Annotated in this window: 14 protein-coding genes; 6 read left to right on the forward strand and 8 right to left on the reverse strand. The window is 71.4% G+C overall.

Features of this window, described 5'->3' with window-relative positions:
* Nucleotides 1-686: 686 nt before the first annotated feature.
* The gene (locus tag KGQ19_RS09865) at nucleotides 687-1,670 is read right to left on the reverse strand and encodes an NADP-dependent oxidoreductase (RefSeq protein ID WP_230418424.1); all 984 of its coding nucleotides are present in this window, start codon (nucleotides 1,668-1,670) and stop codon (nucleotides 687-689) included.
* Between the two features lie 97 nt (nucleotides 1,671-1,767).
* On the opposite strand from KGQ19_RS09865, the gene KGQ19_RS09870 reads away from it, so the two are divergent.
* A complete protein-coding gene (locus KGQ19_RS09870; RefSeq protein ID WP_212008780.1) occupies nucleotides 1,768-2,373 on the forward strand; it encodes a TetR/AcrR family transcriptional regulator in 606 nt (201 codons plus the stop codon).
* A 25-nt stretch (nucleotides 2,374-2,398) separates the two neighbouring features.
* Here the strand turns inward: KGQ19_RS09870 and KGQ19_RS09875 are convergent, their stop codons facing one another.
* The 3 genes from KGQ19_RS09875 to KGQ19_RS09885 form a co-directional block, all read right to left on the reverse strand.
* The gene (locus KGQ19_RS09875) at nucleotides 2,399-3,196 is read right to left on the reverse strand and encodes a thymidylate synthase (RefSeq protein WP_212008781.1); all 798 of its coding nucleotides are present in this window, start codon (nucleotides 3,194-3,196) and stop codon (nucleotides 2,399-2,401) included.
* A gap of 33 nt (nucleotides 3,197-3,229) precedes the next feature.
* On the reverse strand, nucleotides 3,230-4,069 hold the full coding sequence (locus KGQ19_RS09880; protein WP_212008782.1) for an MIP/aquaporin family protein: 840 nt from the start codon (nucleotides 4,067-4,069) through the stop codon (nucleotides 3,230-3,232).
* 146 nt (nucleotides 4,070-4,215) lie between these two features.
* Nucleotides 4,216-5,088: a class I SAM-dependent methyltransferase gene (locus KGQ19_RS09885; RefSeq protein ID WP_230418425.1), complete on the reverse strand. Its 873-nt coding sequence runs from the start codon at nucleotides 5,086-5,088 to the stop codon at nucleotides 4,216-4,218.
* A gap of 47 nt (nucleotides 5,089-5,135) precedes the next feature.
* Here KGQ19_RS09885 and KGQ19_RS09890 point away from each other — a divergent pair, with 47 nt between their 5' ends.
* Entirely contained in the window at nucleotides 5,136-5,717 is a 582-nt protein-coding gene (locus KGQ19_RS09890; protein ID WP_212008783.1) for a helix-turn-helix domain-containing protein, read from the forward strand.
* Between the two features lie 179 nt (nucleotides 5,718-5,896).
* On the opposite strand, the gene KGQ19_RS09895 is transcribed toward KGQ19_RS09890, so the two are convergent.
* The 3 genes from KGQ19_RS09895 to KGQ19_RS09905 form a co-directional block, all read right to left on the reverse strand.
* Nucleotides 5,897-6,550: a GOLPH3/VPS74 family protein gene (locus tag KGQ19_RS09895; RefSeq protein WP_212008784.1), complete on the reverse strand. Its 654-nt coding sequence runs from the start codon at nucleotides 6,548-6,550 to the stop codon at nucleotides 5,897-5,899.
* 63 nt (nucleotides 6,551-6,613) lie between these two features.
* Nucleotides 6,614-9,358, reverse strand: a complete 2,745-nt coding sequence (gene mgtA, locus KGQ19_RS09900; RefSeq protein WP_212008785.1) for a magnesium-translocating P-type ATPase — start codon at nucleotides 9,356-9,358, stop codon at nucleotides 6,614-6,616.
* A gap of 46 nt (nucleotides 9,359-9,404) precedes the next feature.
* Complete coding sequence (locus KGQ19_RS09905; RefSeq protein ID WP_212008786.1) at nucleotides 9,405-9,791, reverse strand: ArsR/SmtB family transcription factor; 387 nt, start codon at nucleotides 9,789-9,791, stop codon at nucleotides 9,405-9,407.
* Nucleotides 9,792-10,215: 424 nt separating this feature from the next.
* Here KGQ19_RS09905 and KGQ19_RS09910 point away from each other — a divergent pair, with 424 nt between their 5' ends.
* The 4 genes from KGQ19_RS09910 (at nucleotide 10,216) to KGQ19_RS09920 (ending at nucleotide 13,051) form a co-directional block, all read left to right on the forward strand.
* Nucleotides 10,216-11,976, forward strand: coding sequence for an NRAMP family divalent metal transporter (locus KGQ19_RS09910; RefSeq protein ID WP_212008842.1), 1,761 nt, complete (start codon nucleotides 10,216-10,218; stop codon nucleotides 11,974-11,976).
* A 12-nt stretch (nucleotides 11,977-11,988) separates the two neighbouring features.
* Nucleotides 11,989-12,198, forward strand: a complete 210-nt coding sequence (locus tag KGQ19_RS09915) for a hypothetical protein (RefSeq protein WP_212008787.1) — start codon at nucleotides 11,989-11,991, stop codon at nucleotides 12,196-12,198.
* Nucleotides 12,195-12,317, forward strand: a complete 123-nt coding sequence (locus KGQ19_RS50955; protein ID WP_268907774.1) for a hypothetical protein — start codon at nucleotides 12,195-12,197, stop codon at nucleotides 12,315-12,317. Before KGQ19_RS09915 ends, KGQ19_RS50955 begins: the two co-directional genes overlap by 4 nt.
* A 116-nt stretch (nucleotides 12,318-12,433) precedes the next feature.
* Nucleotides 12,434-13,051 (forward strand): RraA family protein, encoded by a 618-nt coding sequence (locus KGQ19_RS09920; protein WP_212008788.1) that lies wholly within the window; start codon nucleotides 12,434-12,436, stop codon nucleotides 13,049-13,051.
* Nucleotides 13,052-13,138: 87 nt separating this feature from the next.
* On the opposite strand, the gene KGQ19_RS09925 is transcribed toward KGQ19_RS09920, so the two are convergent.
* A complete protein-coding gene (locus KGQ19_RS09925; RefSeq protein WP_212008789.1) occupies nucleotides 13,139-13,882 on the reverse strand; it encodes an MgtC/SapB family protein in 744 nt (247 codons plus the stop codon).
* Nucleotides 13,883-13,971: the final 89 nt, after the last annotated feature.

A 13,971-nucleotide genomic window follows, 5' to 3' on the forward strand; every position in this document is an offset into this window, starting at 1 on the left:
GGCCCGCCGCCGCATCCTCACCGGCAGCCGCATCGCTAACCTGCGTCTTCGTTCCTTGCGATTGCTATTCTTCCGGCTGGTTTTCGGTTCGTTCCCCTCGGTCGCGTCGGCAGGGCTTCGCCTACAGCGCCGGTGGCCGGGGGTCAAGTTCGCGCCGTACGAAACCGCAGCTCAAATGCTCGACCGCAAGCGCGCGGACTTTACCCCCGGACACCGGTGCTGTACCCCCCGGGCTGACGACGCGACCGAGGGGAACGGACCGCACCACCTCACAAACCGCCGCCGCAGAGCCCTGACCGGACCACCCTATGGAACCGCGCCAGTTCCCCGAGGGAGCCGAGAGCCCCCGCCGGAGGCGCCTGCCTTTGACTTCAGGCACCCACCACGCACGACCGCCGCCCGCCAGCACAACGCGTGCGGTAGTGACTCGGACCCACGCGCACCACTGCCACAACCAGCAGCCGCCTACGCACATCGAGTGGCACAGCGAACTGCGTCTCGATCCGTGATTAGTCAATACTAGGTAGTTCCGTAAAGAAATGCCTTTAACCAACACACCAACCGCAAGCCACAAGCCACAAGCCACAAGCCAAAACCCTGCCACTCGTACCCGTCACCGTCACCCATCACCGTCACCCATCACCCGTCACCCACACCTGGCCCCGCCCGCTACTGGACGCCCACGGCTAAATAACCACCACCCGCTTGCCCAGCGAGTGCTCCCGCAAGAAGTCCACGCAGGCCTGCGGGCCCTCGTCCAGGCTGTACCGGCGCGCGATGGTCGCGCGCAGCTCGCCGCGCGCCCCGGCCTCGCCGACGTCGCGCATGGGCGCGAGTTCGCCGTCCATGTCGAGGATCATCCGCAGGCTCACGTCGTCCCGGCCGATCATCTCCGGCGTGGGGAACGGGAAGGTGATGCTCAGCAGCCGGCCGCCGGGACGCAGCGCGGCGGCCGGTCCGGACAGGCGGTCGCCGAGCAGGACCACGTTGACCACCACGTCCACCTCGGCCGGGTAGTCAGCTTCCTGATAACCGATGACCTCGTCCGCACCCAGCTCGCGGAGCGCGGCGGCGTCCGCTTCGGTCCCGGTCGCGATCACGTGCGCCTTCGCGGCGGCGAGCAGCGGGAGCAGCGCGGTGCCGACACCGCCGGTCGCCCCGACCACCAGCACCCGCTCCCCCGGCTGGATATCGGCGGCCCGGGCCGTGGCCAGCGCGGCCTGGCCCGCGACTCCCAGCGCCGCGGCGTCCAGGGCCGTCAGACCGGCCGGCCGGTGCGCGATCAGCGGAGTGTCCGCTTCGATGACGGCGTATTCGGCCAGCGCGCCGGTGCCCACCGACGGACGGTTCCCGGCCATCGCCCGCAGCACTCTGGGCACGGCGATGCCGAACACCTCGTCCCCGGCCGCGTAGCCGGTGACGCCCGCCCCGACTTCGGTGACGGTCCCGGCGAAGTCGATGCCCGGGACGTGCGGGAACCGCGTCGGCATCACCTCGCGGTACTCGCCGCCGACCAGCTTCACGTCGGACGGGTTGATCGAGGACGCGGCGATCCGTACCTGGAGCTGCCCGGGTCCGGGCACCGGCACCGGCACCTCGGCGACGGCGTATTGCTCCGGCGAGCCGTAGTCGGTGGCGACGACGGCCTTCATCGAGTCCTGCTTGAGCATGTCTCTACCCCTCAGTAAACGGACCAGGCGGTCAGGTTCCGCCCGACAGGAGGCTAGCGATAAGCGGACCGCGCGGTCAACTTGTTAGGCTACGGCGGTGACCACCCCTCCGGACGCCCGTCCACTGCGCGCCGACGCCGCCCGCAACCGCGCGCTGCTGCTCGCCGCGGCGGCCGACGAGTTCGCCGAGCACGGGCTGGAGGCCTCGGTCGCGGACATCGCGCGCCGGGCCGGGGTCGGCAAGGGCACGGTCTTCCGCCACTTCCCGACGAAGGACGACCTGATCGCCGCGATCGTCGTGGACCGGATCAACGACCTGCGGACGGCCGGCGAGCAGCTGCTGGACGCCGAGGACGCGGGCGCGGCACTGCTGGAGTTCCTGACCATCGCCGGCGGCCAGCGGCAGCAACGGGACCTGTCGTTCCTAATGGGCTCCGCGGAGTGGAAGCCCGACGTGAAGCGGGCCCAGGCCGGGCTGTTCCAGGCGGTCGAGGGCCTGGCGGTCCGGGCCCGGGAGCACGGCGCGGTGCGGGAGGACGTCACCGGCACCGACGTCTTCCTGCTGATGTGCGCGCCGAACTATGTGAGCGAGTACGTCCCGAACGCGTCACCGGACCTGTGGCAGCGCTATCTCGCGATCATCTTCGACGGGCTGCGGCCGGAGGGTGCGCACGCGCTGCCGCAGCCGCCTCCCACGCTCTGAACCCTGTTCGCTCTCGCCGCTTGCCTCAGACCGCGACCGGCGCCTTGATCGCGGGATGCGGGTCGTATCCGAGCACTGCGAAGTCCTCGTAGCCGTAGTCGAACAGCGAGTCCGCGGGCTTCAGCTCCAGGCTCGGGAACGGCCGCGGCTCGCGGGTCAGCAGCAGCCGCGCCTGCTCGACGTGGTTGTCGTAGACGTGGATGTCGCCGCCGGTCCAGACCAGGTCGCCGACGGCCAGGCCGGTCTGGGCCGCGATCAGGTGGGTGAGCAGGGCGTAGGAGGCGATGTTGAACGGCACGCCGAGGAACATGTCGGCGCTGCGCTGGTAGAGCTGGCAGGAGAGTTCGCCGTCGGCCACGTAGAACTGGAAGAAGGCGTGACAGGGCGGCAGGGCCATGTCGGTGAGCTCGGCGACGTTCCAGGCGGAGACGATGATGCGGCGCGAGTCCGGGTTCGTGCGCAGCAGGTTCAGCACTTCGGAGATCTGGTCGATGTGCCGGCCGTCCGGCGTGGGCCAGGAGCGCCACTGCACGCCGTAGACCGGGCCGAGGTCGCCGTCCGGGGCGGCCCACTCGTCCCAGATCGAGACGCCGTGCTCCTGGAGCCAGCGGACGTTGCCCTCGCCGCGCAGGAACCACAGCAGCTCGTAGGCGACCGACTTGAAGTGCACCTTCTTGGTCGTGATGAGCGGGAAGCCGTCTTGCAGGCGGTAGCGCAGCTGGTGCCCGAACAGTGACCGGGTGCCGACGCCGGTCCGGTCGGCCTTGGCCGTACCGGTGGCCAGAACGCGTCGGAGCAGGTCTTCGTACTGTGTGTCGGGCATGCAGCCACGCTACCGCCTAGCTCTGTGCGGACCTCAAACGGCGGGGCCGCCGACCGGCTCGGGTCGTCCCGGTTCCGGCCGTCCCGGATCCGGCCGTCCCGGCTCGGAGTGCGCGGACTCCGGCTCGCCGTGCACCAGCCAGTGGATGGCGACCGCGACGATCGCCCCGCACAGCGGCGCCACGATGAACAGCCAGGTCTGCGACAGCGCGTTGTTGTCGGCGAACAGCGCCGGGCCCAGGGCCCGCGCCGGGTTCACCGACGTACCGGTCAACGGGATGCCGATCAGGTGGATCGCGGTCAGCGAGGCGCCGATCGCGATACCGGCCACCGGCTTGTCGCCCTTGCCGTGGGTGGTGCCCAGGACCACCAGCACCAGCACCGCGGTCAGGAGGATCTCGACCAGGAACGCGCCGGAAGCGGAGATGAACAGGTCGGAGTCCTTGCCCCAGCCCGGCGACCCGAACGACTTGCGGAGGAACGGTCCGCCGCCCAGCGGGTCCCGGACCGAGCTGGCGATCCAGTGCAGCAGCAGCGCCCCGATGATGCCGCCGGCGAACTGCGCGACCCAGTACAGCGCCCCGGCGATCGGCGTCATCCGGCGGGCCAGCACCATGCCCAGCGTCACCGCCGGGTTGACGTGGCAGCCGGACACCGGCCCGATCATGTAGACCAGCGCCAGCAGGGTGAACCCGAACGCCAGGGCGATCCCGATGTCCCCGACGAACTTGCCGGCGAAGATCGCCGTCCCGACCGCCAGCAGGACCAGCAGCATCGTCCCGACGAACTCCGCCACCAGCGATCGCCAGCCGCCCTCGACTTGATCGAGGACTGAGGTGCTACTACCGGGCGCACGCACCGTTTCCGAGCTCATAAGGCCTCCTCAAGATCAGCCCCGGACCCCCACGGTAGGCACGGCCGGGCAACGGTGCCCCGGTACGGCAGGGCCGTCCGGGTGGCCGCGGCATGCTCAAACCCGCCGCGTCCCCGGTGGCGGCGGCGACCCCGGTGCCTGCGACGTCACTCGGTCAGCCGATGCGCCGCCCACGCGGTCCGGGCACTGCGCACCTCCAGATCGCCGCGCCGCAGCACGAACTCCTCGTCGGCGGGATCGAGCAGGCGGTCGAGCGCTGCGATGTCCTCCGGCGGCAGCTGGTCGGCGAGGCGTCCGCGCATACCGCCCAGGATGCGGTGGGCGAGGCGGTTGGCGGCCGGCGGGGCGGGGCGCAGGTCGATGGCGAAGGTGCGTTCCTCGGCGACCGTGAAGCCGGCGCGCTCCAGGTGGCCGGTCCAGTTCGGCCAGGCGTTCCAGCCGTTGCGGGCCCCGGCTTGGCGACAGCGCTCCTCCATGCCCGGGTACACGCCGTCGGGCAGGAAGCGCGGCATGGCGTCCATCTCGACGACCACGAGGAGGCCGCCGGGGTTCAGCGCCTCGTAGATGTTCGCGAGGACGCGGTCGGGGTCGGCGACGTGGTGCAGGGAGGAGGAGGCCCAGGCCAGATCGGCGGTGCCGATCGCGGCCGCGGGCCAGGCCGGGTCGAGGTCGGCTTGGACGGTGCGCAGGCGGTCGGCGATGCCGGCGGCGCCCGCCGCGGCTTGGAGCCGGTCGAGCATGTTCGGCGAGAGGTCGACGGCGACCAGGTCGGCGGAGGCGAAGCGCCGGGCCAGGGCCAGGGTGCCGGTTCCCGTGCCCGCGCCGATGTCGAGGATGGTGTGCGGGGCGGTTTTGGCGTGGCCGGCGGCCCAGGCGGTCAGCTCCTCGAGGTAGGGGCGGACGACCTCGGCGTCGAGGTCCAGGACGTCGGCCATGGAGGCTTCGTCGTCCGGGCGGTCGCCGCCGTGGCTGTGACCGCCATGGCTACCGTGGCCGTGGGATCCGTGGCTGTGTTCCATGCCTCCAGCGTAGGCGTCGCCTGCGCCTACGGCATATCATCTTGCGCATGACGCAAGAACCGGACGTCGACGCCCTGGTCCGCCAGCGCATCCGCAGCCTGCGGCTGGCCCGCGGCTGGACCCTGGACTCGCTGGCCGCCCGCTGCGGCCTGAGCCCGTCCAACCTCAGCCGGATCGAGACCGGCCAGCGGCGCATCGCGCTGGACCAGCTGGTGCCGATCGCCCGCGCCCTGGGCACCACGATCGACCAGCTGGCCGAGGCCCCGGACGAGGCCGGGGTGGTGATCCGGCCCGAGCCGGTCCACACCCGGGGCCTGACCAGCTGGCTGCTGTCCCGGGAGCGGTCGCTGAACGGGGTCAGCGTCGCCAAGATGCGGATCACCGACGAGCGCCCGGCCGGCCCCGACGAGCTGCGCGTGCACCCCGGGCACGAGTGGTTCACCGTGCTGTCCGGCGTCGCGGAGCTGCACCTGGGCGAGCGCGTGGTGCTGGTCCAGGCCGGCGACGCCGCGGAGTTCAGCACGATGACGCCGCACCTCATCACCGCGCACGGGAAGGCGGTGGAGATCCTGACGGTCCTCGACCATGACGGCACGCGGGCCCATCGGCACGACGCCGACGGTCAGTAGGCGGCACACCTCGGCGGCAAGTCAGCTCGGCATCGAGATCGGCATCGGGCCCGCCATCGAGATCGGCGTCGAACCCGCCATCGGACCCGGCATCGAGATCGGCATCGAGAGACGACCAGCGCGAGAATCAGCGAACTTTGAGGTATCTCAGCTCCCAGATGTGCCGCCGCCGAAGAACCTCACTGCGAGTGGCGCGCCCCGCCCCCGCCGCCGGGCTGGTCCCGCCGCCCGACCAACCCGGCCACCGCCGCGCCGACCGCCTCGATCGCCTCCCGCAGCGCCGGCGGCACCTGCTCGTCGTCGGCCAGCCGGGACAGCCGGCGCCGGGCCGAGCGGCCGCGTAAGCCCGGATACAGGAACTCGTCCAGCCCGCAGGAGTGCACGATGGTGCCCAGCGCGCGATCGCCGACGCTGGAGACGTTCTCGATCCGGGTGCGCACATAGGCGCAGCGCTCCAGGTCCACCGGCACCAGCCGGGTGCGGGTCCGGCCGCCGTCCCCCCGACGTTCGGTCCGGATCACCCCCCGGTCGGCGAGCAGCGTCACGTACTGGTTGAGCGCGTCCGGCTCGGTGGGGCGCTCGGTCAGCCACAGGTCCAGCCGCGGCGCGCCGCCCTCGGCGTGCAGGGTGGCCAGCGCCCGGTCGGCCAGCGGATGGCCGATCGGCCGCGGATTGGCGATCGCGATGCGCCCGTCGGCCACCGAGACCCGGCCGGCCAGGCTCAGATCCAGTGCTTCGGCTCCCCGTAAGGCCGTGCCGAGGTACTCGGCCGCTTGGACCCGGCCGTCACGCGGATTGATCGCTAGTAGGAGTAGATCGTCCCCGATGGTCACAGGGCCGAGCATAAGGGTACTTACTCGGCGGTGAAAGGTTCGGGGCGGCGTGGACCCTTACATTCAGTCCTTGACGATCTGCAACAGCGCGCAATAGCCGAGCAGGATCAGTGCCAGGAAACCGAAATACAGTGCCGGCAAGGAGGTCATGCCCATATCCGCGGCCAGCATGCTGAATGGCAGCAGCAAGCCGACCGCCATTGCCGCACCGGTCGCCAGCAGTACCGGACGGCTGGCGCGGGAGGACAGGAATGGGATTCTTCGGGTCCTGATGATGTGGACGGCGAGCACCTGGGACAACAGGCCCTCGACGAACCAGCCGGTCTGGAACAGCGGCACCCGGGAATCCCCGGCCGCCAGCACCCACCACAGGACCGCCCACGTCGCCAAGTCGAACAGCGAGCTGAGCGGCCCCAGGCGGAGTATGAAGCGTCGCAGGCCCCTGCTGTCCCAGCGCCGGGGCTCGGCCAGCTCCTCGGCGTCGACGGCGTCCCAGGGCAGCGAGAGTTGCGACAGGTCGTAGAGCAGGTTCTGGACCAGCAGTTGGATCGGCACCATCGGCAGGAACGGCAGGAACGCCGCCGCGATCGTCACCGACAGGACGTTGCCGAAGTTCGAGCTGGTCGCGGCGCGGATGTACTTCAGCGAGTTGGCGAAGGTGCGGCGGCCTTCCTCGACACCGGCGGCCAGCACCCGCAGATCCTTGTCGAGCAAGATGACGTCCGCCCTCTCGCGCGCCAGGTCGGTGGCGTCCGGGGCGGTGAGGCCGACGTCGGCGGCGTGCAGGGCCGGGGCGTCGTTGACGCCGTCGCCGAGGTAGCCGACGGTGTGGCCGCCGCGGCGCAGAGCCTGGACGATGCGGGCTTTGGCCAGGGGGTCGGTCTTGGCGAAGACCGTGGTGCGGGCGGCCAGACCGGTCAGTTCGTCATCATCGAGGCCTGACACGGTCCGGCCGTCGGCCACCGCACCCGGATCGAGGCCGACCTCGCGGCAGACCCGGGCCGCGGCCGGGGCATCGTCGCCGGTGATGACCTTGACGGCGACGCCCCGCGCGGCCAGCTCCGCCAACGCCGCGCCGGCCGAGTCCTTGGCCGGGTCGGTGAAGCCGAGCAGGCCCAGCAGAGTGAGGCCGGATTCGTCGGCGACGCCGTAGGGACGCGCGGTGCCGCCGAAGGCGAAGGCGGGGACCGTGCGGGACGCGACGGCCAGCAGTCGCAGGCCCGCGTCCCGATCGGCGGTCGCGACCTGGTCGATACCGGCTCTGATGTCCGCGTCCAGCGGGACGATACGGCCTTCGTCGAGTACTGACGTACAGCACTCCAGGACTTCCTCCACGGAGCCCTTGGTGATGATCACGTGGTCGGGTTCGAACCCGCCGGGTGCGGCGACCACCACGCTCATCCGCCGGCGGGTGAAATCGAACGGGATCTCGTCGACCTTCTGCCACTGGAGTCCGGCCGGTTCCGATCCCGATCCCGATCCCGGTTCCGGGTCCGGGTCCGGGTCCGGGCCCAGGCCGAGGGCTTCGGCGTGGGCCACGACGGCCTCATCGAGGGGGTTGCGCCAGCCGGCCTGCAGGAGGCTGTTGAGGGCGGCGTAGTCCAGGACGGTCTCGTCGCGGCGGCCCCAGGCGTCGGTGTACCGGTCGAGCGTGGGCAGGCCCTCGGTCAGGGTCCCGGTCTTGTCGACGCACAGCACGTCCATCGCGCCGAGGTCCTGGATCGCCGGCAGCCGCTTGACGATCACCCGGCGCCGGGCCATCGCGAGCGCGCCGCGCGCCAGCGTCGTGGTCACGACCACCGGCAGCATCTCCGGGGTGATGCCGACGGCGACCGCGACCGCGAACAGGAAGGCCCGGTGCCAGCTGCCGGAGGCCAGGCCGCTGACCACGAAGACCAGCGGCGCGAGCACCGCCATGAAGCGCAGCAGCATCCAGCTGACCGAGGAGACCCCCCGGTCGAAGGCGGTGGCCGGGCGGCCTCCGTCCAGCTCTCGACCGAGTCCGGCCAGGTAGGTGCCGCCGCCGGTGGCGATCACGACGGCGGTCGCGGTGCCGGACAGGACGTGGGTGCCGGCCAGGCAGAGGGCTGAGTGCTCTGACGGATGCGCGTCGGACGAGCCGCTGTCCGTCCCCAGCCCGGACAACTCCGCGTGCTTACCGACCGGCATCGCCTCACCGGAGAGCAGGCTCTGGTCCAGGAACAAGTCTTTGGAGCGCAGCAACCGCAGATCGGCCGGGATCAGGTCACCGGCGGCGAGCCGCACCACGTCCCCGACCACCAGCTGGTCGAACGGCAGCTCCCGGGCCATCGGCGCGCTGCCGTCGTCGGCCCGCCGCACGACCGTGGCCGTGGTCAGCACCAACGCCCGGAGCGCGTCGACCGTGCGCCGCGAGCGCCGCTCCGGCCAGAACCGCATCACGGCCGCGATCACGATCATCGCGGTGATCGCCAGCACCCCGCCGACGTCCCCGCTGAGCGCGAGCACCACGTCCAGGACCGTCAGCACCAGCAGGAACGGCGCCCGGAACGCGACGGCGAAGGCGTGCGCGGGGAATCCGTCCGGCCCCCGGGCGATCTCGTTCTCGCCGTCACGCTCCAGGCGCGCGGCCGCCTCGGCCTCGGTCAGGCCCCGCAGCCCGCTGTCCAGGCCGCGCAGCACTTGCAGGACCGATTGTCCGCCGCACGCCGTCAACTCGGCGCCGCGGTCCGTCAGAGCGACTGCCGGAGCCGCACCGGCAGGGGTCGCCGGAGTAGCGGGGGTAGCGGGGGCCGAGGTGGCGGCGCGGAACGGGGACAGCAGCGACATGGCGGTTCGTTTTCGGTCGTGCGGCGGCGGACCGCGCGCTGTACTGCTAGGCCGTCTTCGCTGGCCTCCCGATCACCGGGAAGGGCTCCTCGGCCAGTTCGGCGTGGTGGTCCAGCATCTGCCGGACGATCGCGACGACGTGCGGGTCGTCGACGACGTAGACCTGACGCCGGCCCTCGCGGCGGGAGCTGACCAGACCGGCCAGCTTCAGCTTGGCCAGGTGCTGGCTGACCGCCGCCACGTTGCTGCCGGTCGCCTCGGCCAGCGCGGTCACGTCCTGCTCGGCCCGGGCCAGCAGCCACACGATGTGCAGCCGGGTGGTGGCCGCCAGCATGCCGAAGGTGGCGGCCGCGTCCTGCAGGAGCCTTGGGCTGGGTGCCCCGTCGTCCGGAACGGCGTCGTCCTCGGTGCGGGACTCCTGTCTGCGGCGCATGTCACCTCCTCGTTTCGTCCGGGTCGGGGCCCGGTTCACCAGAGGTCCATTGTGCCCGACGGCCGCGGGCCCACTCAAACACTTGCGCAATCGCTTGACTATTCGACCGGCCCGGTGCTGTACTTCACCGTGGCACCCCCGTTCGGTGAGGGTGTGACCTGCGCCGCGGCGCAGCGACCGGAGGGAGGTGGGTGACATGGGCTCTGGTCACAGTGACAGTCCCCGCTGCTCCGCTCGCTCCGAGACCGCCGCGCCGCGCGCCGTCGCTTAGGCCCGTCCGGCCACGTCCGGCCGTGTCCGGCCGCGTCTGCTCCGGCTGACATCGCTCCCTGATTCGCGTTCGCGAACGCCTGGGCCCTCCGGCCCCGGCGTCATGCCGTCGCGCCCTTATATCCGCTATATCAGCACGTTTTCTGGAGGAATGATGACCATCCACCACCCGAACTCCGAAGGACCACCGACCAGCGCGCACGACGGTGCCGCCGACACCGGCGCGAACACCGGCGCGTCTGTGGACTCGGCGCACGTCGGGGACATCGTCGGCGCGCTCGGCCGGATCCGCCGGGACGACCGGGACAGCCGCCGGACCTGGCGGCGCAAGCTGCGCACGCTGCTGGTCATCATGGGCCCGGGCCTGATCGTCATGGTCGGCGACAACGACGCCGGCGGCGTGGCGACGTACTCCGACGCCGGCCAGAACTACGGCATGAAGCTGGTGTGGACGCTGGCGCTGCTGATCCCGGTGCTCTACGTCAACCAGGAGATGGTGGTCCGGCTCGGCGCGGTGTCCGGGGTCGGGCACGCGCGGCTGATCTTCCAGCGGTTCGGCCGGTTCTGGGGCGCGTTCAGCGTCGGGGACCTGTTCCTGGTCAACTCGCTGACGATCGTCACCGAGTTCATCGGCGTCGCGCTGGCCCTGAACTACTTCGGCGTACCGCAGAAGGTGTCGGTGCCGCTGGCCGCCGTGCTGCTGTTCGCCGTGGTGGCCGGGGGCTCGTTCCGGCGCTGGGAGCGCTTCCTGTTCGGGCTGATCGCGGTGAACATCGTGATGTTCCCGATGGCGCTGATGGCGCACCCGAGCGCCGGTGAGTCGGCCAGGGGCCTGGTGCCGCAGTTCGCCGGCGGCCTGGACTCCACGCTGTTGCTGCTGATCGTGTCGATCGTCGGCACCACGGTCGCGCCGTGGCAGCTGTTCTTCCAGCAGTCGAACGTCGTCGACAAGCGCATCACGCCGCGCTGGATGAAGTATGAGAAGGCCGATCTGTGGATCGGCATCGCGGTGGTGATGATCGGCGCGGTCGCGATCATGGCGACGTCGGCGTTCGTCTTCAAGGACACCGACCTGTTCGGGCAGTTCTCCGACGCCGGCGGCGTGGCCTCCGGTCTGAAGCAGCACGGTTCGCACGCCCTGGGCGCGCTGTTCGCGATCGTCCTGCTGGACGCCTCGCTGGTCGGCGCGAACGCGGTCTCGCTGGCCACCGCCTACACCCTCGGCGACACCTTCGGGCGGCGGCACTCGCTGCACTGGAAGCTGTCCGAGGCGAAGCTGTTCTACGTCGGCTACGCGGTGCTGATCGGCATCTCGGCGACCATCATGCTCTCCTCCGACGCCCACACCCAGGGCCTGATCACGCAGTGGGTGCAGGCGCTGGCCGGGGTGCTGCTGCCCTCGGCGACGGTGTTCCTGGTACTGCTGTGCAACGACAAGCCGGTGCTCGGGCCGTGGGTGAACACGCTGCGGCAGAACATCGTGGCCGGGGCGATCGTCTGGTCACTGGTACTGCTGTCGCTGGCGCTGACCGCCGCGACGTTCTTCCACTCGATCACCGCCACGCAGTACGAGACCGGCTTCGCGGTCGGTGCCGGGCTGGGCGTGGTCGGCGGCGGGGTCATCGCGGCGGTGACGCGGCGCGGCGCGCGCAAGGCGGAGCTGGCGCGGGCCGCCGCGGCGTTCGACGGCATCGACAGCGAACAGGTCACGGCGATCGACAACACCCCGCTGACGCGCGCCGAGCGCAAGGCGCTGCGGGACGCCGACCGGGCCGAGTGGCGTACCCCGCACCTGGACAGCCTGGAGCGGCCGGTGTTCTCGCCACTGCGCAAGGCCGGGCTGCTGACGTTGCGCGCCTATCTGCTGATCGCCGTGATTCTCGTCTGCTACGCCGTGTTCCACGGCGGGAACTGAAAGAGGGACGCCATGAACCTCCTGCATCTGCGGCGCACCCGGCGGCGCCTGACCCGCTCGGCGCTGACCAGCCCGGTCCTGGCGGCGCTCGAAGGGCCGGCGCTGCCCAGGACGGCGGCCCGGCGGGCGATGGCTGACGCTCAGCCGCACGCCGTCTGGGTCGAAGTGCCCGGCGAAGACGGCCGGCCCCATGTCGAGCAGCACTGGCGCGTCGAGGCTTGATACCCCTCGCGCTGACCCGCCCGGCCTACCAGCACCCGACGCTCGGCGCCGTCATCTACGTGACGCTGATCGCGGTGCTGGTGGGCCTGGCTGTGTTCGCCACGCGCCGCGGCCGCTGAGGCACCACCGGCCCCGCCACCGGGGCCGCGACCGGCCCGCCGCCGGCCCAGCGCCGGCCCACCGAGGACCCACCGAGGACCCGCCGCCGAGCCGCCTGGAATACGATCACGGAACCATGGACACCTTCGCCGACGTACCCACCACCACCCTGGCCGACGTGCTCAGCCGCGAGAACGTCATGGACCTCGGCATCCGGCCGCTGACCGCGACGTCGCCGCGGCTGGCCGGACCGGCCTTCACCGTCCGGTGCCCGCCCGGGGACAACCTCATGGTCCACGCGGCCATCTACCGCGCCGGGCCGGGCTCGGTCATCGTCGTGGACACCGGCGGCGACGTGGACTTCGCGGTGGCCGGCGGCAACGTGATGGCGGTGGCGCAGCGGCACGGCGTGGCCGGCCTGGTCGTGGACGGCGTGATCCGGGACCTGGCCGAGGCCCGCGACGCCGGCTTCCCGGTCTACGCCCGCGGCAACGTCCCCATCCCCGGCACCAAGAACGCGATCGGCGCGCACAACGCGCCGGTGCGGTGCGGCGGCGTGACGGTGCACGCCGGCGACATCGTGGTCGCCGACGAGGAGGGCATCGTGGTGGTGCCGGCGGCGCGCCGGGACGAGGTGTTCACCACCGCGCGCGCCAAGCTGGCCAAGGACGAGGCCGAGACCCTGGACGAGTGGGAGCGCGCGCACCGGGCCCGGATCGACAAGGCGCTGGCCGAGTTCGGCTTCGAGGGCTGAGCCGGGGATCCGCACGAGGCGGGAAGCGGCAAGCCGCAAAAGTACGGCCCGGGAGCTGTTCAGCTCCCGGGCCGCTCTTCTCACAGCTCAGTCGTCCGGATCCGTCTTCGGCGCGTGCGTCAGCGCCTCGGCCTCCGGATCGTCCTTGTGCCAGTGCACCGTGTGGATCCCCGGCTCCAGCGACAGCCGGGCCACCAACTGCTCCAGCCGGCTGGTCGCGTCGCCGTCGAGCAGCAGGTGTGCGGTCAGGCTGGTGGCGTCCTGGGCGTCGGTGCGGGTGGTGTCCAGGCCGCGCAGGTAGACGTCGCCACCGGTGGTGTCGGCCACCAGCAGGGCCCTGATGTGCGATTCGGACTTGGGCCGGCAGGTCAGGTGCAGGCGGTAGGGCTGCAGGTCCTCGTCCTCCTCGGCCGGGTTGTCGCGGTCGAACAAGCGGCCGGCCGGGCGGCCGAAGAGGTGGACGAGCAGCACCGTGACGGTGCCGATCATCGCGAAGGCCAGGTGCCCCGAGGCCGCCATGACGCCGACCGCCGCCGAGCACCACAGGGTCGCGGCGGTGTTCAGGCCGCGGACGTTGAACCCGTCGCGCAGGATCACGCCACCGCCGAGGAAGCCGATGCCGGAGACCACGTAGGCCGCGACCTGCGTGCTGTTCTCCGAGCCGTTGACGTCCGAGTACAGCACGAACAGGGTCGCGCCCACCGCCACCAGCGCGTTGGTCCGCAGGCCGGCCATCCGGGCCCGCAGTTGCCGCTCCACGCCGATCGCGGCGCCGCAGCCCAGCCCGACCGCCAGCCGCGCGATGAACTCCCAAGTGGTCAGGTTCTGCATGTTCGCCTCCTTATGGTGCGAAGGACAGCTCTATCAGGATTCGTCGGCCGTGTGATGACGGCCGGGCAAACGACGCGCCCCCGGCTTCA

It is taken from the genome of Catenulispora pinistramenti, assembly GCF_018274385.1.
Taxonomy (GTDB): domain Bacteria; phylum Actinomycetota; class Actinomycetes; order Streptomycetales; family Catenulisporaceae; genus Catenulispora; species Catenulispora pinistramenti.